At 45.7% G+C, this 23,009-nt stretch carries 21 protein-coding genes and 1 pseudogene; 13 read left to right on the top strand and 9 right to left on the bottom strand.

Going from position 1 to position 23,009, the window contains the following annotated elements; all coding sequences use genetic code 11:
* Positions 1–9: 9 nt before the first annotated feature.
* The 4 genes and pseudogenes from G9X62_RS04980 to G9X62_RS04965 all read left to right on the top strand — a co-directional run bounded on the left by G9X62_RS04980 (position 10) and on the right by G9X62_RS04965 (position 2,817).
* Entirely contained in the window at positions 10–1,179 is a 1,170-nt protein-coding gene (locus G9X62_RS04980) for an AIR synthase related protein (RefSeq protein WP_223131667.1), read from the top strand.
* 120 nt (positions 1,180–1,299) lie between these two features.
* A complete protein-coding gene (gene rplU, locus G9X62_RS04975) occupies positions 1,300–1,614 on the top strand; it encodes a 50S ribosomal protein L21 (RefSeq protein ID WP_130922523.1) in 315 nt (104 codons plus the stop codon).
* A 45-nt stretch (positions 1,615–1,659) separates the two neighbouring features.
* Positions 1,660–1,917: pseudogene (gene rpmA, locus G9X62_RS04970) on the top strand (50S ribosomal protein L27); the annotation flags it as partial.
* A gap of 306 nt (positions 1,918–2,223) precedes the next feature.
* On the top strand, positions 2,224–2,817 hold the full coding sequence (locus G9X62_RS04965; protein ID WP_223131666.1) for a NifU family protein: 594 nt from the start codon (positions 2,224–2,226) through the stop codon (positions 2,815–2,817).
* Positions 2,818–2,920: 103 nt separating this feature from the next.
* On the opposite strand, the gene G9X62_RS04960 is transcribed toward G9X62_RS04965, so the two are convergent.
* Both G9X62_RS04960 and tpiA read right to left on the bottom strand, forming a co-directional pair.
* Positions 2,921–3,604: an HAD family hydrolase gene (locus tag G9X62_RS04960; RefSeq protein ID WP_223131665.1), complete on the bottom strand. Its 684-nt coding sequence runs from the start codon at positions 3,602–3,604 to the stop codon at positions 2,921–2,923.
* A gap of 100 nt (positions 3,605–3,704) precedes the next feature.
* Positions 3,705–4,466, bottom strand: a complete 762-nt coding sequence (gene tpiA / locus G9X62_RS04955) for a triose-phosphate isomerase (RefSeq protein ID WP_223131664.1) — start codon at positions 4,464–4,466, stop codon at positions 3,705–3,707.
* Between the two features lie 135 nt (positions 4,467–4,601).
* Between tpiA and G9X62_RS04950 the strand changes: the two genes are divergently transcribed.
* Genes G9X62_RS04950 through G9X62_RS04925 form a run of 6 tightly spaced genes read left to right on the top strand, consistent with a single transcriptional unit; the run spans position 4,602 to position 13,014 of the window.
* Positions 4,602–7,715: a glycoside hydrolase family 3 N-terminal domain-containing protein gene (locus G9X62_RS04950; RefSeq protein ID WP_223131663.1), complete on the top strand. Its 3,114-nt coding sequence runs from the start codon at positions 4,602–4,604 to the stop codon at positions 7,713–7,715.
* Between the two features lies 1 nt (position 7,716).
* Positions 7,717–8,607 (top strand): TIGR01777 family oxidoreductase, encoded by an 891-nt coding sequence (locus G9X62_RS04945; RefSeq protein ID WP_223131662.1) that lies wholly within the window; start codon positions 7,717–7,719, stop codon positions 8,605–8,607.
* Positions 8,600–9,181, top strand: coding sequence for an LOG family protein (locus tag G9X62_RS04940; RefSeq protein WP_223131661.1), 582 nt, complete (start codon positions 8,600–8,602; stop codon positions 9,179–9,181). Before G9X62_RS04945 ends, G9X62_RS04940 begins: the two co-directional genes overlap by 8 nt.
* Positions 9,178–10,875 carry an OmpA family protein gene (locus G9X62_RS04935; RefSeq protein ID WP_223131660.1) on the top strand — a complete coding sequence of 566 codons (1,698 nt, stop codon included), beginning with the start codon at positions 9,178–9,180 and terminating at the stop codon, positions 10,873–10,875. The genes G9X62_RS04940 and G9X62_RS04935 overlap by 4 nt, the downstream gene beginning before the upstream one ends.
* 1 nt (position 10,876) lies before the next feature.
* Positions 10,877–12,613 carry a single-stranded-DNA-specific exonuclease RecJ gene (recJ, locus tag G9X62_RS04930; protein WP_223131659.1) on the top strand — a complete coding sequence of 579 codons (1,737 nt, stop codon included), beginning with the start codon at positions 10,877–10,879 and terminating at the stop codon, positions 12,611–12,613.
* A gap of 35 nt (positions 12,614–12,648) precedes the next feature.
* Positions 12,649–13,014 carry a hypothetical protein gene (locus G9X62_RS04925; protein WP_223131658.1) on the top strand — a complete coding sequence of 122 codons (366 nt, stop codon included), beginning with the start codon at positions 12,649–12,651 and terminating at the stop codon, positions 13,012–13,014.
* On the opposite strand, the gene thrC is transcribed toward G9X62_RS04925, so the two are convergent.
* Genes thrC through G9X62_RS04905 form a run of 4 tightly spaced genes read right to left on the bottom strand, consistent with a single transcriptional unit; the run spans position 13,006 to position 17,097 of the window.
* Complete coding sequence (thrC, locus tag G9X62_RS04920) at positions 13,006–14,310, bottom strand: threonine synthase (protein WP_223131657.1); 1,305 nt, start codon at positions 14,308–14,310, stop codon at positions 13,006–13,008. The genes G9X62_RS04925 and thrC overlap by 9 nt on opposite strands.
* The gene (locus G9X62_RS04915) at positions 14,307–15,011 is read right to left on the bottom strand and encodes a 2-phosphosulfolactate phosphatase (protein ID WP_223131656.1); all 705 of its coding nucleotides are present in this window, start codon (positions 15,009–15,011) and stop codon (positions 14,307–14,309) included. The genes thrC and G9X62_RS04915 overlap by 4 nt, the downstream gene beginning before the upstream one ends.
* A gap of 1 nt (position 15,012) precedes the next feature.
* On the bottom strand, positions 15,013–16,098 hold the full coding sequence (gene gcvT, locus G9X62_RS04910) for a glycine cleavage system aminomethyltransferase GcvT (RefSeq protein ID WP_223131655.1): 1,086 nt from the start codon (positions 16,096–16,098) through the stop codon (positions 15,013–15,015).
* 3 nt (positions 16,099–16,101) lie between these two features.
* The gene (locus G9X62_RS04905; RefSeq protein WP_223131654.1) at positions 16,102–17,097 is read right to left on the bottom strand and encodes a M28 family peptidase; all 996 of its coding nucleotides are present in this window, start codon (positions 17,095–17,097) and stop codon (positions 16,102–16,104) included.
* Positions 17,098–17,202: 105 nt separating this feature from the next.
* Here G9X62_RS04905 and rnr point away from each other — a divergent pair, with 105 nt between their 5' ends.
* Entirely contained in the window at positions 17,203–19,437 is a 2,235-nt protein-coding gene (rnr, locus tag G9X62_RS04900) for a ribonuclease R (protein ID WP_223131653.1), read from the top strand.
* A gap of 159 nt (positions 19,438–19,596) precedes the next feature.
* Here the strand turns inward: rnr and G9X62_RS04895 are convergent, their stop codons facing one another.
* From G9X62_RS04895 to G9X62_RS04885, 3 genes are read right to left on the bottom strand one after another with little or no spacing between them, the layout of a single operon-like run.
* Entirely contained in the window at positions 19,597–20,490 is an 894-nt protein-coding gene (locus G9X62_RS04895) for an aldo/keto reductase (RefSeq protein WP_223131652.1), read from the bottom strand.
* A complete protein-coding gene (locus G9X62_RS04890; protein ID WP_223131651.1) occupies positions 20,487–20,996 on the bottom strand; it encodes a D-glycero-alpha-D-manno-heptose-1,7-bisphosphate 7-phosphatase in 510 nt (169 codons plus the stop codon). The genes G9X62_RS04895 and G9X62_RS04890 overlap by 4 nt, the downstream gene beginning before the upstream one ends.
* 10 nt (positions 20,997–21,006) lie before the next feature.
* On the bottom strand, positions 21,007–21,444 hold the full coding sequence (locus G9X62_RS04885; protein ID WP_130895503.1) for a hypothetical protein: 438 nt from the start codon (positions 21,442–21,444) through the stop codon (positions 21,007–21,009).
* Between the two features lie 108 nt (positions 21,445–21,552).
* Between G9X62_RS04885 and G9X62_RS04880 the strand changes: the two genes are divergently transcribed.
* A complete protein-coding gene (locus G9X62_RS04880; protein ID WP_261345554.1) occupies positions 21,553–21,951 on the top strand; it encodes a DUF983 domain-containing protein in 399 nt (132 codons plus the stop codon).
* Entirely contained in the window at positions 21,938–23,008 is a 1,071-nt protein-coding gene (locus tag G9X62_RS04875) for an LptF/LptG family permease (RefSeq protein WP_223131650.1), read from the top strand. Before G9X62_RS04880 ends, G9X62_RS04875 begins: the two co-directional genes overlap by 14 nt.
* The last annotated feature ends 1 nt before the right edge of the window (position 23,009 follow it).

Below are 23,009 nucleotides of genomic sequence, written 5' to 3'. Positions count from 1 at the left end.
GATCCTACGATGTCGTCAGACCGTTACATGCAACGAGGTGTTTCTGCCTCGAAAGAAGATGTTCACAAAGCCATTGCGAACTTAGACAAAGGTCTTTTCCCGCAGGCATTCTGCAAAATCTCCCCAGATATCTTGGGTGGTGATGCGGACTATTGCAACATTATGCACGCGGATGGGGCGGGGACGAAGTCTTCTTTGGCCTACTTATACTGGAAAGAAACGGGTGACATCTCCGTCTGGCGCGGCATCGCGCAAGACGCCGTAGTGATGAACACGGACGATTTAATCTGCGTGGGCGCGACAGACCAAATGTTGCTTTCCAGCACCATTGGTCGCAATAAGAACTTAATTCCAGGCGAGGTCATCGCCGAAATCATCAACGGGACCGAAGAAGTCCTACAAATGCTACGCGATAACGGCATCGGCATTTATTCCACCGGCGGCGAAACCGCAGACGTGGGCGATTTAGTGCGCACAATCATCGTGGACAGCACGGTCATCGGTCGTATGAAGCGCTCAGACGTCATTTCAAACGGTAATATCCAAGCAGGCGACGTGATCATCGGCTTAGCCTCAGATGGCCAAGCAAATTACGAAACGACTTATAACGGCGGAATGGGCAGCAATGGCCTGACTTCCGCACGCCACGACGTGTTAGGAAAATATTTGGCGAACAAATACCCAGAAAGCTTTGACCCATCCGTTCCTTCGGATTTAGTGTATTCCGGTTCACGCAACTTAACGGAAGCGGTTCCTGGAACTCCTTTAAATGTAGGTCAATTGATCCTTTCCCCTACGCGTACCTACGCGCCGGTCGTGAAGGCTTTATTAACTGAATTACGTCCTCATTTGCACGGAATGGTGCATTGTTCCGGTGGAGCGCAGACGAAAGTGATGCACTTTGTGAATAATGTCCATGTGATTAAGGATAATTTGTTCTCGATTCCACCGCTGTTTGATTTGATTCAAAAAGAGAGCGGAACCAGCTTCAAAGAGATGTACCAAGTATTCAACATGGGCCATCGCTTAGAAGTCTATGCGAATCCAGCACACGCGGATGAAATCATCCGCATCTCCCAGTCCTTTGGTATTCCTGCCCAAATCGTGGGCCGCGTAGAAGCCTCAGCGACTAAGAAGCTGACCATCAGCAGCCCTTGCGGAGAATTTATTTATGAATAGTGTTTGCTATTAAGCGAATTAATTTTTAGATTTGCACCCCCATTTAAAAGGCTTTTAAAAGTTTTTCATTTGTCTTGAATCACTAGCCTCGTGGGATTGTTTCACTTAAATACAGTAAAAATGTACGCAATCGTAGAAATTGCCGGGCAGCAATTTAAAGTAGAAAAAGACCGTTCTGTATACACTCACCGTTTAGCGGGAGCAGAAGGCGCTGCACTGGTTATCGACAAGGTATTACTTGTTGACAATGACGGAAAAATTTCCGTAGGAGCTCCCACAGTAGCTGGAGCCACTGTTACAGCTAAAATTGTTGCACACGTTCGTGGCGAGAAAGTTTTAGTTTTCAAGAAAAAGCGTAGAAAGACCTACCAAAAAATGAATGGTCACCGTCAAGATTTGACGAAAGTATTGATTGAGTCAATTAACGTAAAATAAGTCTTAAACTAAGCGATTCTTCGGAACGCATAAATAAATAATAACATGGCACATAAGAAAGGCGCCGGGTCATCCAAAAACGGTCGCGAATCACATTCAAAACGATTAGGCGTTAAGTTATTTGGAGGTCAAGCAATCATTGCAGGAAATATCATCGTTCGTCAACGTGGTACTGCTCACAATCCTGGCTTAAACGTAGGAATCGGAAAAGATCACACATTATTCGCTTTAGCTGATGGTGTTGTTAAGTTCCAAAAAGGTTTCAAAGGACGTTCATTCGTTCACGTATTACCTATTTCAGCTGATGCAGCTCCTGCAGATGCACCAGCGAAAGCTCCAGCTAAGAAAGCAGCTCCAGCTCCAGTAGCAGAAACAGCAGTAGAAGCAGCTCCAGCAGCTGAGGCTCCAGCTAAGAAAGCTCCTGCGAAAAAAGCAGCAGCTCCAGCAGCAGAGAAAAAAGCACCAGCCACAACAGCCGCAAAGAAAGCAGCTAAGGCGGAGTAATTTCATTCGTTAGACATAGAAAACCCGGCATGAAAATGCCGGGTTTTTTTGTTTTTTGGAAACCAAATAGGCTGTACCTTTGTTCTAGATATTAAAATACCCCTCATGAATACAGTTTCAACTATCCATATTTACACCGAATCTACGCCTAATCCACATTCCATGAAGTTTGTCTTCAATATGGAATTACTACCGGAAGGCATGTCATTCGATTACACCCAACCAGCAGACGGATTAACGAAGGAGAAAAACTCTCCACTAGCGGTCGCTCTTTTTGGATTTGATTTCGTATCCCGCGTTTTCATCACGAACAATTTCATCACCTTAACAAAATCCGAGTCAGTGGCTTGGGAAGATGAGTTATTCGGGATCAAGACTTATTTAAAGAAATATTTCGAGGAGAAACGCCCCGTTTTCTCTTTACCAGAAGCGACGATTGCTGACGATCAGTCTAACGACACGCCAGCCATCAAACAAATCAAGCAAGCCCTAGACGAATACGTTCGCCCAGCGGTAGAATCCGACGGCGGCGCGATCACCTTCCACTCATTTGACGAAGCAACAGGCCAAGTAAAGGTATTATTGCAAGGTTCTTGCTCTGGCTGCCCATCTTCAACCATGACCCTAAAACAGGGAATCGAAGCGTTATTAACGCGTATGGTTCCGGGTGTGAAGGAAGTGGTGGCGGAAGGGGTTTAAAATTTCCGGAGGAAATTTTGAGAGTAGAGAGTATAGATAGTAGATGATAGAGTAGAGAATTTTTATCTCCTCTCTTTACTCTATACTCTCTACTCTATAATCTCTAATCTAAATATTGCAGCACCTCCCTCAAATCCTCCACCTCTCTAAAATGCTCATGCTCCACCTTGTGAGAAACCACTTCGTGCGCCCATGTTGTGTGATAGGGAACATGGATTCCGTGACCGCCCACAGCAAGGACAGGAAGGATATCTGATTTCAATGAATTCCCAATCATCGTGAAATGCGCTGGATCGACATCGAGGTGTTTGATCAGTTTTAAATAATCGCTTTCTTGCTTATCCGACATAATTTCGATGTGGTGGAAATATTGCTCTAAGCCAGATTTAGCGAGTTTTCGTTGTTGATCTAATAGGTCACCTTTGGTGGCCACGACTAATCGATATTTGCCTTGTAAGGATTGTAGAACTTCGACCACGCCGGGCAAGATTTCAATTTCTCTTTCAAGTAATTCTTTGCCTAGGTTGAGAATCTTTTCTATCCCATCTAAGCCCATTGTTCCGCCAGAAACTTGAATGGCTGTTTCGACCATGGAGAGCATAAATCCTTTGACCCCATAACCATACAGTGCGAGGTTATTCATCTCGACTTTGAAAAGCTCTTGACCGGTGGTGTGGACGGGTAAATAGTCTTCTAAGAGCGCACAGAACTTGTCTTCTGTCTCTCTAAAATAGGGTTCGTTCACCCAAAGGGTGTCGTCTGCGTCGAATGCGATTACATGTTCCATGATGCTAAAATAAAAAAAGAGTAGAGATTATAGAGCATAGAGTAGAGATGGGTTAATCTCTATCTACAATCTATACTCTCTACTCTATTATCTCTAATTCTTAATATGAAGTCGCAATCGTAATAAAATCAGCCGCAACCAAAGATGCGCCACCGATTAAACCACCATCTACGTCTGGGCAAGCGAACAATTCTTTCGCGTTTTTCGCGTTGCAGCTTCCACCGTATAGGATAGAGATGCTGTCGGCTACGCTTTGGCCATATTTCTTAGCGATATGTGCACGTAAATAAGCATGCATTTCTTGTGCTTGATCTGAAGAAGCAGTTAAACCGGTTCCGATCGCCCAGATAGGTTCGTAAGCGATCACCACTTTGCTGAATTCCTCCGCTGAAAGGTGGAATAAGCTTTCTGTTAATTGTTGAGCTACGTGGCCTAAGAAATCTGCGCCTTCGCGCGTTTCTAAGCTTTCGCCGCAGCAGAATAAAGGCGTTAAGCCGTTTGCCAAAGCCGCGTCCGTTTTAGCCGCTAATTGCTCGTTGGTTTCTGCAAAATATTGACGACGCTCTGAGTGTCCTAAGATGACATATTGTACGCCAGCAGAAGCTAACATGGGAGCAGAAATCTCTCCTGTGTAAGCGCCAGAGGCTTTTTCGTGGCAGTTTTGAGCTGCAACGGCTAAATTTGGAATGCCCTCAATTACTTGATTTACACCTGTCAAATACAATGCCGGTGTCGACATAATCACCTGAACATCCGCGGAAACGCTAGACTTCACTAATTCTGCTACTTCAGTAGCCAAAACGAATGCTTCTTGCGCCGTTTTGTTCATTTTCCAGTTACCTGCAACAATTTTTTTTCTCATACGTTCATCATTTAAGTCCTAAAATTACGAATGCTTTCCGTGGAATGAAAATTAGCACGAAAAATTAGGCCGGATATTTCAGAAGATTCCCACATTTAGCGTATTTTCACACCTTATATGAATGTTAACCTTGCTATGAAAAAAATCAGCACCGGATTACTGCTTTTCCTTTTAAGTTTTCAGGCCTTTTCACAGGATTTATTCCCGCATACCCAGCAAAAATGGGTGGATTCCGTTTTCAATTCCTTGAGTGTAGACGAGAAAATCGGTCAAATGTTAATGCCCCGTGGGAATGTGGCGGACACTTACGATACGACGCGTTTGTATTCGATTGTGAAAGATTACCATGTGGGAGGCTTTGTGCTGTTTAAAGGACATCCGGTGAAGCAGGCAGTGTTAGTGAATGAATTACAAAATAGAACAAAAGTTCCGCTGTTTATCGGGATGGATTTAGAGTGGGGATTGGCGATGCGTTTGGATTCGACGTTCCGTTTTCCATACCAAATGACCTTAGGCGCGATGCAAGGAAATACGGCCTTGATCGAGAAGATGGGCCTTCAAATTGGGGAGCAATGTAGACGAATGGGTGTGCACATTAATTATGCGCCGGTGGTGGATGTGAACAATAATCCGTTGAACCCGGTGATTAATTTCCGCTCGTTTGGGGAGAACCGGGAGGATGTGACGGCGAAGTCTTTGGCCTATATGAGAGGGCTCCAAAAAGCCGGAATCATTACCTCAGCGAAACATTTTCCAGGCCACGGCGATACAGGCGTGGATTCTCATTTTGATATTCCGGTCTTGAATCACTCGCGTGCTCGTTTGGATAGTTTGGAATTGTACCCGTATCGAGAATTGATCTCGAATGGTTTGCAGGGCGTGATGGTGGCTCACCTGAATTTACCGGCGTTAGATACGACGAAGTCTTTAGCTTCGACGCTTTCTAAGCCGATTGTGACCGGTTTATTGCGCGATGAATTGAAATTCCAAGGCCTCGTGTTTACGGATGCGATGGACATGAAAGGGGCGACGAAGATGTTCCCAGAAGGCACGGCGAACGTGAAGGCGATCCTGGCTGGCAACGATATATTAGAAACATTTGTGGACGTTCCGGCGGCTTTTGACGCGATTAAAAAGGCGTTAACGAACGGCGAAATCTCGCAGGAGGATATCGATCAGCGTGTAAAACGTATTTTACATGCCAAAGCCTGGGCGGGACTTGCCCACTACGAGCCTATCGTCGTGGAGAACTTACTCAAGGATTTGAATCCGATTAAGAGCGAAGTATTGAATCGTGAATTAGCGGAGAAGTCGATCACCTTAATTAAGAATCCGGGGGAGTTAGTTCCTATTAAAGCTTTGGACAAAACACGCATCGCGACTTTAGCGATCGGGAAGCCATCTTACGGCTCCGCTTTCCCTACGGAGTTCCAAAAAATGGCCAACAACTACGTCGAAATGCCTCATTTCTACCTAGATGAGACGAGCGCAGATACGACGATTGCGCGCATCGAAAATACCCTGAAAAACTACGATGTAGTGTTGATGGGGATTCATAGCATTTCGATTCGCCCGGCGAATAATTACAGTTTGAAGCCCGCGATTAAGACGTTAGTGAACCGTTTTGCCACGCCTAAAACGGTGGCGATTCACTTTGCGAACGTGAATACCTTGACACAATTTGACAGCTTAAAGAACGCTGGAGCTTTGATGACGGCTTATCAGGATGGAATAACGCAACAGGAAGCGGCGGCGGAGATTGTGTTTGGGGCGATTCCGGCGACGGGGAAATTACCGGTTAGTTTGAATGCGATTTATAAGCAGGGAATGGGAGTAACAACGACTTCCTTAGCGCGTTTGCAATACAATTTGCTTCCGGAAGCGGTGGGCATTTCGTCTGCGTATTTGAATGCAAAAGTGGATTCGATGGCGAAATTAGCGATCGCAGTGAAGGGCGCTCCGGGTGTGGTAGTGTTGATTGCCAAAGAAGGGAAGGTTATTTACCACAAGGCTTTTGGCAACCAGATCTATGAAACGCCTGTTCCATTAAAGACGTCTGATATCTTCGATTTAGCTTCTATTACGAAGATTTCCACTTCGGTTCCGGCCTTGATGAAATGGCAAGATGAGGGGAAATTCTCCTTGAAAACGACGATGGGACAACTCGTTCCTTCTTTTGCTAAATCGAATAAAGCAGGACTTCTATACGAAGATGTATTGACTCACCAGGCTCGTTTGAAAGCCTGGATTCCATTCTGGATGGACTATATCGATAGTACCGATATGATTTTCCACAGCAAGAAATTCCAAGCTAAATACACGCAGGACGATGTGAAGTACAAATACATTGAACGTTTCTTGAGCCCAGCCTCTGGGGAAGCGCGTTTGAAGAAAAATATTACAGACCAGAAGGCCATGTGGAAAGAATTCGTGGACATTACGAAAGACGTGACGCGATGGAAGCCATTTACCTTATCTTATGCACAATCAGAAGAATACCCTACGCAGGTGGCGCCTACTTTATGGGCACACAAGACCTTGAAAGAGCAGATAATGACAGCAATTAAGGAGAGTCCATTGCGCGAGAAGAAAGAATATGTGTATTCGGATTTGTCTTATTATTTGTTGCCAGCTGAATCGCCACGTATGTCCGGAAAGCCTTGGACGGACTTTTTAGCGGATTCGTTTTACAAACCTTTAGGTGCGTCGACCTTAGTTTATCAAGCAGAGAAACATTTCCCTTTAGCGCGTATCGTGCCATCGGAATATGATTCCCTTTTCCGCAAGACGTTGATTCACGGCAAGGTGCACGATGAGGGCGCTGCCTTATTAGATGGTATTTCAGGTCACGCGGGTTTGTTCGGGAATGCGAATGACTTAGCGAAATTAATGCAGATGTACCTCCAAAAAGGCTATTACGGTGGCCAGCAATTCATTCAAGAATCCACCATCAAACAGTGGACTTCCTATCCATTTAGTGCTAGTGAAAATGCGCGTCGTGGGGTAGGATTTGACAAAGTGGATCGCAATAAAGCGGGTATTTCGGCGGCTGCTTCGGCGAGTCCGGAGAGCTTCGGCCACTCAGGTTTTACGGGAACGTACACGTGGATTGATCCTACGCAGGATTTAGTCTACGTATTCTTATCGAATCGAGTGTATCCGACGCGGAATAATTCCAAAATTTCGGATATGAACATTCGCACAGGAATCAATGAAGTGATTTACCAAGCGATTAAAAAAGGAAACTAATATGCGCATTCTCATCACGGGGGGTACAGGATTTGTGGGTGGTGCTCTGAAGCAATTTTTGTTGACTCAGGGCCACGAGGTGGTGATTTTATCGCGATCTGGCGGAGACTTCCAATGGGATGTTTCCTATGGCTACATCGATCCAGCAGCATTCGAAGGCGTAGATGCGATCGTGCATTTAGCCGGGGCGGGCATCGCGGATGAGCGTTGGTCTGCCGCGCGCAAAAGAGAATTAATTAACAGCCGCGTGCGAAGCACCGCGGTTTTATACCAGGCTTTATCGACGATTCCCCACTCGATTAAAACGGTCGTTTCTGCTTCTGCCATCGGCTTTTACGGAGCGGATACGGGCGAGCAGGAATGTGTGGAAACCTCACCTGCAGGATCGGATTTTCTAGCGGACTGTACCAAACAATGGGAGGAAGCAGTCGATTTAATCGCCACCTTAGGTATTCGCCTAGCTAAAGTCCGCATTGGCTTAGTTATGGGTGCAGCAGGGGGGATTTTCCCGGTTATTTCAAAACCGATTCGGTATTACGTAGGCGCTAATTTAGGTTCAGGAAAGCAATGGCAATCCTGGATTCACATTACCGACCTTGTGAGAATATTTAACGAGTTACTGATAAATTCGAGTCTATCAGGCGTCTATAATGGCGTAGCTCCGGAGCCTATTAGGGCAGGAGATATGAATAAACAAATTGCCAAAGCATTACACAGACCCTTTTTCTTACCTGCTATTCCAGGGTTTTTACTTCGCCTGGTTTTAGGCGAGATGGCGTGTTTAGTGCTGGGAGGGAGCCGCGTGTCTTCGGCCAAAATAGAAAAAGACGCAGCCTTTTCCTTTACCTTTGTCCGCTTCGAGGAAGCATTAAAAGAACTAGTACATGTCTAAAAAAATATTGATTTATTGTGGGTCTTCGAAAGGCCACAACCCCGTTTATGCGGAACAAGTAGTGAAATTAGCGCAGGCTTTGCATGCCCATGGTTGCCAAGTGATTTTTGGCGCAGGAAGTGTGGGATTGATGGGTGTATTAGCCGATGAGTTCTTACGTTTAGGCGGTCACGCGATTGGGGTGATTCCTCAATTCATGGAGCCTTGGGAAGTGAAGCACAAGGGCTTGCCAGAACTGCACGTGACTGATACGATGCACACGCGTAAGGCTTTGATGGCTGACATGGCGGATGGCGTGATTGCGATGCCGGGCGGCTTTGGGACGTTGGACGAATTGTTCGAAATCCTTACTTGGAAGCAATTAGATTTGCACGAGATGCCGGTTTCGGTGTTTAATATCAATGGGTATTTTGACCACCAATTGAAACAAATTCAACACATGGTGGATGAAGGATTCTTAAAGCAGCCTAATATGGATGCCATGCAAGTAGAATCAGATCCAGAAAAATTAGCGGATTGGATCATGGCCTATGAGCCAGAGAAGATGGAAAAGAAGTGGATTTACGTGGGATGAGAAAGCTGTTGTTCTTCTTGTTGATGTCGGGATCTCTGATGGCCCAAAAAGCCCCGGAGAACTTAGGTTCTGCCGTGAATTCAGAATTTTCCGAATTGAATCCGGTGATTTCACCGGATGGAAGAACGCTGTATTTCGGACGTAAAAACCATCCCGCTAATCGCTACGGAGTGAAAGGCTCTGAAACTATTTCGGGTTCCCAGGATATTTGGTTCTCGGAGAAAGTAGGAGATACCTGGAGCACCGCAAGACGACTTTCCGAGGTTCTAAATCGCGACCAATACAACACCATTTTATCGATTTCGCCAGACGGCCAAACAATCCTCTTAAAAGGCGCCTATGTCAATGGCACCTATGAAACACGTGGGTTCTCCATCTCGAATAAAACGACTGCCGGCTGGACCGTTCCCGTCAAAGTCGACATCCCGGGCTACGAACAAATGAGTAAGGGGAAGAATGAATATGGTTATTTGACCATGGATGGCAAGGCGATTTTACTGGCTTTTGCCCGTAAGAAGAACAGCGAAGATGACGATTTATACATCAGTTTTTTCGAGGATGGGCGCTGGACGCGACCGCTTGAATTAGGCGATGAGATTAATACGAAATACTCAGAGACTACCCCCTTTTTATCCGCTGATGGGAAGACACTCTATTTTTCATCGGACCGACCGGGTGGTCAAGGGAGTCAAGATATTTACTTAACTCGCCGTCTAGATGATACTTGGCAACACTGGCGTAAACCTCAAAACTTAGGCTCTCCCATCAACACAGATGAATACGATGCCTATTATTCCATCGCGGCAAAGGGCGATTATGCTTATTTTATGTCTGGGAAGGGGTCACTGGGGAAGAAGGATATATTTCGACTTTCAGTCGAGTCGCCTCCGGGCAGCGAAGCTTCCGGAGGCTCAGTCAAAGAGTCGCCGGGAGGCCCCGGCTCAGTCAATGAGTCCGGAGGAAATACGTCCGGTGGGAAAATAGGCAATGCGCCTGCAGATGCCTCGATGGCTGATACTCGTTTTGGCCCTTCATCTACGCGTTCAGTAACCTCCCAAGAATCTGACCCGGTGGTTTTATTGTCTGGGACAGTGCTAAATCAGCAAACAGGTAAGGTACCGGAGGATGCTTCGGTGACATACGAAGACCTATCAAACGGAAAAGTGTTAGGTCAAGCAAAGCCGGATCCTACGACGGGTAAATACAAACTAGTCCTTCCCTATGGAAAGAACTACGGGATTACGGCGAAGGCTAAAGGTCTAATTCCCACTTCTATTAATCTCGATTTGAGTACGGCCCGCGGGCGCTATTTGGAATTAGATGACCGCGACCTGTCGATGGTACCACTTGTAAAAGGAAATACGGCGACGATTAATAACTTATTCTTTGACCTAGGAAAGGCGACTTTAAAGCCTGAATCCGAGCCTGAATTGAAGCGGATCCTTCAGGTGATGAAAGAGAATACAGCTTTGGTCATCGAAATTAGTGGGCACACGGATAACACGGGATCAGATGAGATCAATAATAAATTGTCATTAGAGCGGGCGAATGCGGTGAAGGAAAACCTACTGAAAGGGGGAATTGATCAAGCGAGAATTAAAGCGAAAGGCTATGGTAAGTCGAAACCAAAGGCGGATAATGCCACCGAGGAAGGACGCCAAATCAACCGCCGCGTAGAAATAGAAATTTTATAAGATGGAGCCAAAAAAGAATTGGAAATACGTGCCCGCACCGCCGGCAGCGGAGGTGGAGGCATTAGGGGAGGCTTTGGGCTTAAAGAATCCCTATTTTTTGTCCTTACTCGTATCACGAGGAATTAAGACTTTCCAAGAAGTAAAGGACTTCATGGTTCCAGAAATTAGCCAACTACACGACCCATTCCTGATGAAGGATATGGACAAAGCGGTGGAACGTCTTGGTCTGGCACTAGAATCTGGAGAAAAAATCCTGATTTACGGCGATTATGACGTGGATGGTACGACGGCTGTTACCCTCGTTTATAGTTATCTCGCAGGTATTTTAGGCGCGGATTGCGACTATTATATTCCGGATCGCTATGCGGAAGGCTATGGCGTATCGCAGGCAGGAATTCAATATGCGAAAGACAATGATTATACTTTAATCATCTCTCTTGACTGCGGTATTAAAGCCCACGATCGCGTGGCTTGGTGCAACGAAAATGGAATTGATTTTATCATCTGTGATCACCACTTACCGGAGGCAACTATTCCAGCTGCGGTTGCGGTTTTAGATCCTAAAAGAAAAGATTGTCCTTATCCATTTAAAGAATTAACCGGTGCTGGCGTTGGATTTAAATTGATGATAGCCTTTGCCATTGCGAATGACTTAGAACAAGATCCTTTATGGGAATCTGTGGATCTTTTGGCCTGCAGTATCGCAGCGGATATTGTACCAATGAACGGGGAGAACCGAGTTTTGGCCTTTTTTGGCTTAGCTAAATTAGGTTCCAATCCAAGTCCCGGACTTGCTTACCTATTGAAAAAGGCGAAGAAAAAAGCGCCCATTCAAATCTCTGATATCGTATTCTCTATTTCTCCTATCATTAATGCAGCCGGCCGAATGGACCATGCGCATGGAGCGGTGAAATTGATGCTAGCCGCAGATGATCAGGAGGCGGAGGCGCTGGCGGAGGCAGTGATTCAACAAAATCTGGATCGCCGTGTGGTGGAGAAGGAGATTGTGGCGCAGGCTTTGGCGATGTTTGAAGGGAATGATTTTCTACTCTCAGCACGCAGTACGGTGTTATTTAATCCGGCTTGGCATAAAGGAGTGGTGGGAATTGTAGCGAGCAAGATCCAAGACCAATATTTCAGACCCACGATTATTTTAACGGAATCACACGGTCAACTAGTGGGTTCTGCCCGTTCCGTTCGAGGTTTTGATGTGCATCACGCTTTGGAGGAATGTGCGGATTTACTAGAGCAATTCGGTGGGCACACGCACGCGGCAGGTTTGCATTTGAAACCGGAGAATTTGCAGGCATTCATTGAAAAATTTGAGCGAATCGCGCAGGAAGGGTTAGCGAATATATCGCCTAAGGCGGATTTGCCGGTCGATTTACAGGTTCCTTTAGAAGCCTTGAGTTTGTCTTTTTATGATAAACTATTGGTTCGTCTATCGCCTTATGGACCAGGTAATATGTTGCCAAATTTCGTTTCAGGGCCTGTTTTTGTAACGAAAAGTCCTTTTGTCATGAAGGAAGAGCATCTGAAAATTTACGTGGGTTCCACGCCTGATGAGCGAGGATTAGAGGTGGTTGGATTTGGGATGAAGGCTGATTTCTATGACGGATTATGTGCTGCCTATGAACAGCGCTTGCCCATCAAACTGGTTTACCATCTGGAAGTGAATGAATATTTAGGGAATCGCACCTTACAATTACGGGTGCTAGATTTTGCATCTTTTAATTAAAAATTATAATTTTAGCCATAATCAAAAAACTACATATGAAAAAAGTACTCGATTTATTGCCTTCAATTCTCGTAGGAGCCTTGTTCTTGTTCGGAGGAATTAGTTATTTTTTACATTTCGGCGAGACACCTCCTCTCCCTGCAGATGCAGTTTCTTATATGAAGTTGTTAGAATCTTCAGGCACTATGAAGGTAGTGAAAGTGCTTGAAATTATAGGTGGAGCTTTAATTCTTTTCCCAAGCATGCGCGCTTTAGGTTTAACCATCTTAGCACCCATTTCAGTGAATATCTTGTTATTTGAATTGTGCTTTGTAGGCGGATTGGGCGCAAGTATCGCCTTAGTGGTATTATCAGCGATTATCGCTTACCAAGAAAGAGATAAATTCAAGGCTTTATTGTAATAAATATGCCTTGAACTCAGCGAAGTCCGTCCCCATGGGGATGGACTTTTTTGTTTTATCCAAAAGCTCCGCTAAGCGTGCAGGAACCGGAACAGAAACGCCTAACGTTCCCTCCACGGTAGGTAAGAACTTGGCATAATGGGCTGTAGATAATAGAATTCCCGTGATTTCGCCCGGATATTCAGCCGCATATTGTTGCAAACCATCGTAGGCAACAGCCGTGTGTGGACACATCACATAACCTGTGCGTGCGAACACGTCAGCCATGATTTCCTGCGTTTTCTGGTCGTTTGTATAATAGCCTTTGATGATCTCGCGCACCTGAGACCATTCGTCACCTGCTAGTAAACGCATGCGAATGAAGTTCGACGGGCTACCCACATCCATCGCATTGGATAATGTTTCGACTGAGGCAACCGGATTGTATTCGCCGGTACGTAAATAATCAGCCACCGGGTGGTTCTCATTACAAGAAGCAATGAACGCTTTTACCGGAAGACCCATTCGGTAGGCCATTAATCCAGCGCTCAGGTTTCCAAAATTCCCCGAAGGCACACTGAATACCAAGGGGGCATTCAATCCTTTATTTTTCGCTTGCGCATAGGCCGCGAAGTAGTAGAAGGACTGTGGAATTAAGCGGGAAATATTGATAGAATTAGCAGAGGCTAAATCGAAAGCGGCGCGTAGTTCTTCGTCGAGGAAAGCTTGTTTGACGAGTCTTTGGCAATCATCAAATGTTCCGTCTATTTCTAAAGCGGTCACATTTCCACCCAAGGTCGTCAATTGTTTCTCCTGAATATCGGATACCTTTCCAGTCGGATATAAAATGGTGACTGAGATCCCCGGAGTGTTGAAAAAACCCTGCGCTACTGCACCACCCGTGTCCCCAGAAGTGGCCACCAAAATGCGGATTTCCCGCTTCGATTGCAACAAATAGTGCGACATAATCGCCGCCATAAAGCGCGCTCCAAAATCCTTAAACGCCATCGATGGCCCGTGGAATAATTCCAACACTTCCGTACCCGGTTCTAAGGAGACAATAGGCGCCTCGAATGTCATCGATTGATCGATGATTTTTTTAATATCCGCCGAACTCAAGCTATCCCCAAGCAAATTTTCACACACTGCCATTGCAATTTCTGGCAAGGTACGGTCCTGAATCGTTTCGAAAAACGAAGCCGGCAATGGTTTAATTTCAGTAGGCATATACAAGCCATTGTCCGGGGGAAGACCACGGAAAATAGCCTCTTCTAGGCTTACATTAGGACTTTTGTGTTCGGTGCTATATAATATCATACTAATCTTAAGGCATCTCCTTCCAGTGTAGGAAGTACAGAATACCGATCAAATTCAAGGCAAAACGCGATATCTTTTTCAATGCCTAAACCTAACAAGCGGTTTACGTGTGAAGAGTTCTTCACCGCTGTCAATAAGTCATTAGATGCCAGGTTATATTGTTTCCAAGCCATCAAAGCGGCATCGTCTGCCACTTCATATTCACCCGTCAAGGCATCAATCAAGGCACCCGCAAACAAGGTGTCTTCTAAATTTGGTTTCCCTTTCCAGCCTGCACATACCACTAAGGCATTTCCGTTCCAGGCTTTTAAAGCGTCCGCTACTCGGGAAATATTCAAGAATGCTCCCACATAAACGGCAGGCGCACTGCTGGACCGACGAATAGCTACGGTACCGTTCGTGGTAGTGACGCAAATTTTGCCCCCTTTCACTTTATCTACTTGATACGAAAAAGGGGAATTATCGAAATCGAATCCTGCTGGGGTAATCCCGTTGCGTTCCGCCGCCGTCAAATACCCTTTAGCGCCATATTGCTGGCAAAGTTCCACTTCTTCTACGGGAACAATCTCCGATGCACCACTCGCAAAAGCAGTCACCATGCAGGAAGTCGCCCGGAAAATATCCACCACAACTACCGCTACGGAGGATAAATCATATAAATGGATCAAGTCCGGCGATAAACAGACGTCGATTTTCTTCATTTTATAAGAACGGTAATTTGACGATTTCGGCTTTGATGGCTTTGTCACGGATCGAGATAAAGATTTCAGATCCCACGTGCTTCGTGCTCACATAGCCCATACCGATTCCTTTTGATAAAGATGGCGATTGGGTGCCAGACGTTACTTCACCAATTGTCTCACCTGCCGCATTTAAAATCGGGTAATGTTGACGAGGGATACCTCGGTCAATCATTTCAAAGCCCACTAATTTTTTCGAAGGACCATTCGCCTTGATGGCGGCGTGGTGGTCTTTCATAATGAAATCTTTGTTGAATGACGTGATCCAGCCTAGGCCAGCCTCGATCGGTGACGTTGTGTCATCGATGTCGTGTCCGTACAAGCAATAGCCTTTCTCCGTACGAAGTGTATCGCGCGCACCTAGACCGATCGGTTTGATGTCGAATTCTGCACCTGCTTCGAAGATCGCATTCCACATGGCTAAGGCGTTTTCGTTTTTCACATAAATCTCGAATCCGCCCGCGCCGGTATAGCCCGTATTGGAGATGATGATGTCTGAGAAACCGGCCATTTCACCTATTTTGAAGGTATAATACGGCATGTCTGCTAAAACGACAGACGTTAATTTTTGTAGTGCTAAAATCGCCTTCGGCCCCTGCACCGCTAACAAACTATATTCGTCGCTGCGATTCACCATCTCCACCCCGAAGGTATTGTGTGAGGAAATCCAGTTCCAATCTTTCTCAATGTTGGAGGCGTTCACAACCAAGATGTACTCGGTTGCGTTCACACGATAGACTAATAAGTCATCGACGATGCCGCCCTCATTGTTTGGCAAACAGCTGTACTGCACTTTTCCGTCCACTAATTTAGACGCGTCGTTCGACGTCACGTATTGTATAAAGTCCAAAACGCGGTCCCCTTTCAAGAAGAATTCGCCCATGTGACTCACGTCGAAAACCCCTACTGAATTGCGCACGCACAGGTGCTCTTCAATTAGGTTCGTGTACAATACGGGCATATTAAAGCCAGCAAAGGGCACCATTTTCGCGCCTAGCGATACGTGAAGGTCATTTAAATGAACCTGTTGTAAGTTTGTTTCTTCCATGGATTATTCTCGGTATAGAACTTGTAAAAGTGTTTGGCCGACCGCTTTCAGGGTCGATTTGTCGATGTTAGCTAAATTATCTGCATGCGTGTGGTGGAAGCTTCCAAACTCGAAGCCGCCATTCGACGCGCGTAAATCGATTAAATCAATCATTTGGATTTTGGCAATCTCATTTACCGCCGTATGATCATCTGAAATTCCGAAGGCATCCTGATCCACGAATAGATTACTGTATCCTAAATCCGCCGCCGTCGCCCAAACCGAGCGCACAATTCCCGGCGCATATTGCATCGAAGTCCCCTCGTGCGGGAACATCGCGCCTTTTCCACCCACCATATCTAACAAGATACCATAATAGGGGCGGTAGTTCGCTGGAACAAGGTTCGCAGCCCAATGCTGTGAGCCCAAAGCCCAACTGTTGGGTTTGTGTTCTCCGGTATAATCTTCCGGTTCCCCGTGATCTTCTAGGTCAAAAAGGACAATATCGACACCCACCGCAGGTTTAGTCTTAGCCTCGTGCAAATTGCGCGCGATTTCTAATAAGACCCCCACACCACTTGCGCCGTCATTTGCAGCGTCGATTGGCTCGTCTTTACGCACCGAATCTTTGTCCGCAATGCTGCGGGCATCCCAGTGGGACGACAACAAAATACGTTTAGCTATGGCTGGTTGGAATTGCGCGATGATGTTCGTGCCTTGTAATTTCTTGCCGTCGTAGCGGAAAGCCGTAAAAGGCTGTTCTGTTACGGTCCAGCCGTAGGATTTTAATTTGGCAACTAAAAACTTCAGGGTATTTGCGCTCGCTTCTGAACCGGGAACACGCGGGCCAAAAGCCACTTGTTGCGCAATATACTGATAGGCCGAATCCGCTTTGAAATCAGGCGTTTCCACGAGGTTAACTTCCGCAGCTGGTACCTCCGCCGCCGGCTTCCAAACAAAGTAAGCGCCGGTGAGGGCGAAAACAAGCAGTAAAAAGAGGGCAATGCGGGAACGGTTCATCTAAGAAATGCTGAAAAACAAGCTCAAAGATAGCAATACAATGCCGAATTAGGAATTAAGAAATCAATAATGTGTACCTTGCAGGATAATTTGAATTGAAATACCATGCCTTCCCCTAAGGAACTGAAATTTTTGAGCGGCTTAAAAGCTGAAATATTGGAGTTTTTTGAATTGAACGACTACCGTTCGTATTCTTTGAACCAATTACACAAGGCTTTTGCCATTCGCGATCGCAAGACGAAGGAGATTTATTCTGACCTAGTCGGTAAGTTGATTGCCGAAAATCGCTTGATCAAGAATGAGGAGGGGAATGTTCGTTTTGACAATGAATCTTTCCAGGTGACAGGACGCGTGGATCACGTAAATGCGCGTTTTGCGTTCGTGATTCCGGAAGACGGGGCGAAGGATATTTGGGTGGCTACTGGCGATTTAAATAATGCCAAAGACGGGGATAAAGTCATCGTCCAAGCACGTCGCCCATCAGAAAAAAGAAAAAATGACCGTCCGGAAGGAGAGGTCGTACAGATATTGGAACGTCGTTCCGTTGAACTAGTGGGTGTCATTCAAGTGACTCCGCACTACTCGTTTTTAATCCCGGATTCGAAGAAAATTTACGAAGATGTCTACTTGCCTAAGTTCGAAATCAAGGACGCAAAGCACCTAGACAAAGTGATCGTAGAAGTCACTCGCTGGGGAACGGACGGCAAAAAGGCCGAAGGTCGTGTCATCAAAGTGCTAGGTAAAGCCGGAGAGAACGACACCGAAATGCACTCGATTTTAGCGGAATACGGCTTGCCCTACGACTTCCCGGAAGAAGTAGAAAAAGCTGCTGCCTCGATCTTGGTGCAGATTCCTGCCACTGAAATCAAGAAGCGTAAGGACATGCGCAAGGTCTTAACTTTCACGATTGACCCGATCGATGCGAAGGATTTTGACGATGCCATCTCTTACCAAAAACTAAAGAACGGCAACACCGAAATCGGTGTTCACATCGCTGACGTTTCCCACTATGTGAAACCCGGCAGTGTACTCGATATCGAAGCTTACAAGCGTGCAACGTCGGTTTACCTAGTAGACCGCGTGGTGCCTATGTTGCCGGAAAAACTATCAAACGGACTTTGTTCTCTTCGTCCAAATGAAGATAAATTAACGTTTTCTGCCGTTTTCGAACTAGACGCGAACGACACCATCGTTAAAGAGTGGTTTGGTCGTACGGTTATTCATTCGGACCGTCGTTTCGCTTACGAACAGGCGCAGGAATTAATCGAAAATGATTCAGACGATGCCTTAGTTCCGGTCATTCGTGATTTGAACCGCATTGCTAAAACTTACCGCAAAGCCCGTTTCGATCACGGTTCCGTGAACTTTGAAACAGCCGAAGTCCGCTTCGAATTAGATGAGGACGGAAAGCCAATCGGCGTTTACCCACGTATTCGCAAGGATGCGCACAAATTGATTGAGGAGTTTATGCTGTTGGCTAACAAAAAAGTGGCCGAATTCGTCTTCAATAAGAAAAAAGACGAGCCTAAAAACACGATGGTGTATCGTATCCACGAAGCACCGGATCCAGAGAAATTACAGGTATTTTCTTCGTTCGCGAAGAAATTTGGCTACCAAGTAACGACTGATCCACAGCACGTAAGCAAATCGTTCAACGCCTTGATGGAGAACATCGAGGGCAAAGGCGAAGAGCACGTATTGCAGAGTTTAGCCGTGCGTACGATGTCCAAAGCCCGTTACAGCACCGATCCTGTCGGTCACTTCGGCCTTGCATTCCCGTTCTATTCGCACTTCACCAGTCCGATTCGCCGTTACCCAGACGTCATGACGCATCGCCTGTTGCAACACTATCTAGACGGAGGTACTCCAGCGGAACGCGCGCCTTTAGAAATCCAATGTAAGCACAGCTCAGACCGCGAAAAACTCGCTTCTGATGCGGAACGCGCTTCGATTAAGTACAAGCAAGTGGAATACATGAGCTTGCACGAACCACAAGTTTTCGATGGTATCATCACCGGTGTAACTGAGTTCGGAATCTTCGTCGAAATTGGCGAAACGTCTTGCGAGGGCCTTGTCCGCATGGTCGACTTGAATGATGACTTCTATGATTTAGATAAAAACAATTACCGTATCGTGGGTAAATCGAATGGCCGTGTCTTCACGTTTGGAGATAAGGTGCAAGTAAAGGTCCGCGACACGAATTTAGCTAAACGTACCATCGACCTAGAATTAGTGGGAATGCGTTCTGGCCTAGTAGGTAAATTCGCTAACAACCGTTCTCGTAAGAGAGAAGCGCCGAGGGGTGGAAGAGTGATTCCGAAGGGGAAAAGGAGAAGATAATTTTATATTTCATTCAAAATTGTGCTGCGCAATAATTTTCGAATGAAACATAAAATTTCTCTCTCTCTTAGTAACAGGCGTAGACTTAGAATAAAAAAAGGCTTCAATTCGAAGCCTTTTTTTATGTATGAAGAGATTTTTATCTCTACTCTATTATCTCTAATCCAAAACCGCCTGCGTCGGTTTAGTCGTATTATACAACTCATACCAATCCTGGTGATCCATCTCGATTTCGAATGCGTCTACGATGTTTTGGATGCGTTTCTCTTCCAAGGTGCCGATTAATGGCAAAGCGCCTAATTTGATCAACCACGCCACGGCAACTGATTCGATATTGCTATCGTATTTCGTGGCCATCTCATTCAATTTCTTGCGCAATTTCAAGGCTTGCTCATCAGTGCCGTGCTCGATGCGACCACCCGCTAATGGCGAAACCGCTAGTGGGCGCATGTATTTTTGCTTGATATAATCTACGATTCCGTTATCTAATGCGCTTGTATTCAACAAGTTCAAGTCGATGTGGTTCGAAACAACTGGGATGTTCAGGAAGGAAACTAACAATTGGTGTTGGTAAACCGAGAAGTTCGAAACACCGATGTTCTTCACTTTTCCGGAGCTCTTTAATTTCTCGAGCGCCAAAGCCGTCGTTTCAATATCTGATAAAGGATCTAATTGGTCTAATAAAAACACGTCCAAATAGTCCGTTTGTAAGTTGCGAAGCGAGTTTTCAACGGAAGCCGTGATGTGGGCTGCTGAGGTATTCACGTGTGCAACGCGGATGTCCGGTCTTGCGGCAGATGGGATGTTAACCCCACATTTGGAGAACAAAACAATGTCAGAACGCTGGATGGATTTTTTCGCCAAAAGCTCTCCAAAAGTCTTCTCCGCCGTGTATTCGCCATAACGATCCGAATGGTCAAAAGTGTTAATGCCTTTGTCTAAACAGAAATGAACGATTTCGTCCATTTTCTTGTCTTCTTTTTCCCAACGCCAAAAGCCATAGATGGCAGGTGAAACTTTGGGACCGGCGTCACTTAAGTATACTTTTTTCATGCTACAATAATTTTAGATGCGGCTAATAAATCATCCACTAAATGCGTGGCTTTGGTTTCTGTTCCAGCAGGCGCTAACCGAATGGTGCGCAAGCCAGCCCGAGTTCCAGCGGTAATATCACGTTCGTGGTCGCCCACCATCCATGAGGCACCCATATCGATATCGTATTTCGCAGCAGCTTTCTCGATCATTAATGATCCGGGTTTGCGCGTCAGCGAATGACTGTCAAAATTCTCGTGGTAAGGGCAGAAGTAGATGTCATCTAATTTCACGCCCGTTCCCTCTTGGATCGCGTCGTGAATTAAGTACACGTCTTCGCGTTTGTAAACGCCTTTTGCGATACCACTTTGGTTTGTAATAATAATCAACAAATATCCTGCGTTCTTTAAAGCCTGTAAGCCTTCCTTCACGCCGGGTGGGATCACAAAGTGGCCTAAATGGTACACGTAATCAACGCGATCCACATTTAGAACGCCATCGCGATCTAAAAAAATACACTTATTCATTCAATTCAATTTAGGCAAATAAAGCAGCTAAGCGGCTCCAAGGGATACGGCTCAAAATCAAAACTAGACCAAGGCCGTTCAATAACCACATGTTTTTGAACTTCGCGGCATCAGTGATGGCTTTTTTGTTTTTGGCATTCACCACCGTCGCTAAAACGATCGCGATAATATTAACCGTAACGTGTTCTACTAAGATCAAGCGAGTCGCTGAATCTTTCATAGCTGCACCAAAATCAGCAAAGGCAGCCGTCGTAACCGGGCTAAGCGCTACATAAAGCACTAATCCGATCAATAATTGCGTGTGCAAGGAGATCATGTAAAACAAGCCTACTTTGCGATCAGATTCTGTGAAAGTTTTGCCTGTCAAGCCTTTGAAAATAGATAAAATTCCTAGGGCTAAAACCACTAGAAACAAGATCGAGTGAATGGTAACGAAAGTTGAATACATAAGAGTGTGTTTAATTTTAGCAAAGATACAAAAAGCCTCCGTAACGTGACCTTTGTTACGTTTAATCGTCTAATTTTCTTTACCTTTGGGCACAAATTACCCGATTCTATGTCAAATCCCAGCAAGCTAACGGCTATGTTTAACGCTCGTTGCCCGCATTGCCACGAAGGCCGTCTGTTCAAATACAAATGGTGGAATGTCCTTAATTTTGCTCAAATGCACGAACACTGTCCATCTTGTGACGTTCGCTACGAGGTAGAACCGGGATTTTTCTACGGCGCGATGTACATCTCCTATGCGTTTACGGTGGGGATCATGTTAGTAGGGGGAATACTGGTCTTTAATTTCCTAAACGATCCTCCGGCTGAGGGCTACGTGGTGCCTATCACGACCGTTTCGCTGCTGTTAGTGCCGGCTAATTTTAGGACTGCTCGTGTATTATTTATACATTGGTTCTCTGGTTTAAATTACGACCCAAGCGCTGCTGCTAAGCATGAAAATTCTTGATTATTACATTTTAAAGAAATTTCTGAAGACCTACGTTTTCGCCGTTTTCATCATCGTTCTTATCGTGATGGTGATCGACTACACGGAGAAAATTGATGATTTTATTCGCAAAGAGGCGCCATTACGTGAGATTCTCTTCGATTATTACCTGAATTTCATTCCCTATTGGGCCTCGTATATTAGTCCTTTAATGGTCTTTATCGCGACCGTTTTCTTTACCGCAAACCTTGCAGCCAAGACGGAAATTATTGCCATTCTGAGTTCTGGCGTTAGTTTCACGCGTTTGATGCGTCCCTATTTAATCGGCTCAGGCATCTTAGCGGTGGGCACTTTTATTATGATCGGTTGGGTAGTGCCAAACGCGAACAAGATTCGTGTCCCTTTCGAGCATAAGTACATCAACAATACCTATTATTTCGACAAACGGGACGTCCATATTAAGATTGGACCGGAGACTTACGCCTATTTAGAGACTTACGATAATACGACGAATACGGGCTATCGCTTCAGTTTGGAGCGTATTGTGGGGACGGAAATTCAGCAGAAATTGATGTCGGATCGCATCACCTGGGACTCGACTTCGAAGAAATGGACGATTCATGATTACCGCATTCGGACGACAGGGGCAACCTCGTTGAAGTTTGGCGCGAAGATTGATACGACGCTTAATTTGTTTCCCAAAGACTTCGAGAACAAACACTTATTGCACGAAACATTTACCCTCCCAGAGCTAAATCGCCACATTGACTTAGTGCAATCGCGCGGTGCGGACGGGATCGAAGTCTTTCAAATCGAGAAATACCTTCGCTTCGCTAATCCTTTTTCTGTGATGATTTTGACCATTATTGGCTTCTTGGTTTCGGCTCGAAAAGCACGTGGCGGCGTTGGATTCCAAATTGCGTTGGGCTTTAGTTTGGCCTTCATCTATATCCTCTTCTTTATGATGAGTAAGGGAATCGCGGAGGGTGGGGGAATGCCTCCGTTGTTAGCGGTTTGGCTGCCTAATATCGTGTTCTCCGCCGTGGGTGTGGGACTTTATTACACTATCCCACGCTAAA

Source organism: Aquirufa lenticrescens (genome assembly GCF_019916085.1).
GTDB classification, from domain to species: Bacteria; Bacteroidota; Bacteroidia; order Cytophagales; family Spirosomataceae; genus Aquirufa; species Aquirufa lenticrescens.
Note: the sequence above shows the minus strand (reverse complement) of the source record. Positions and strands in the feature narration are given on the sequence as shown.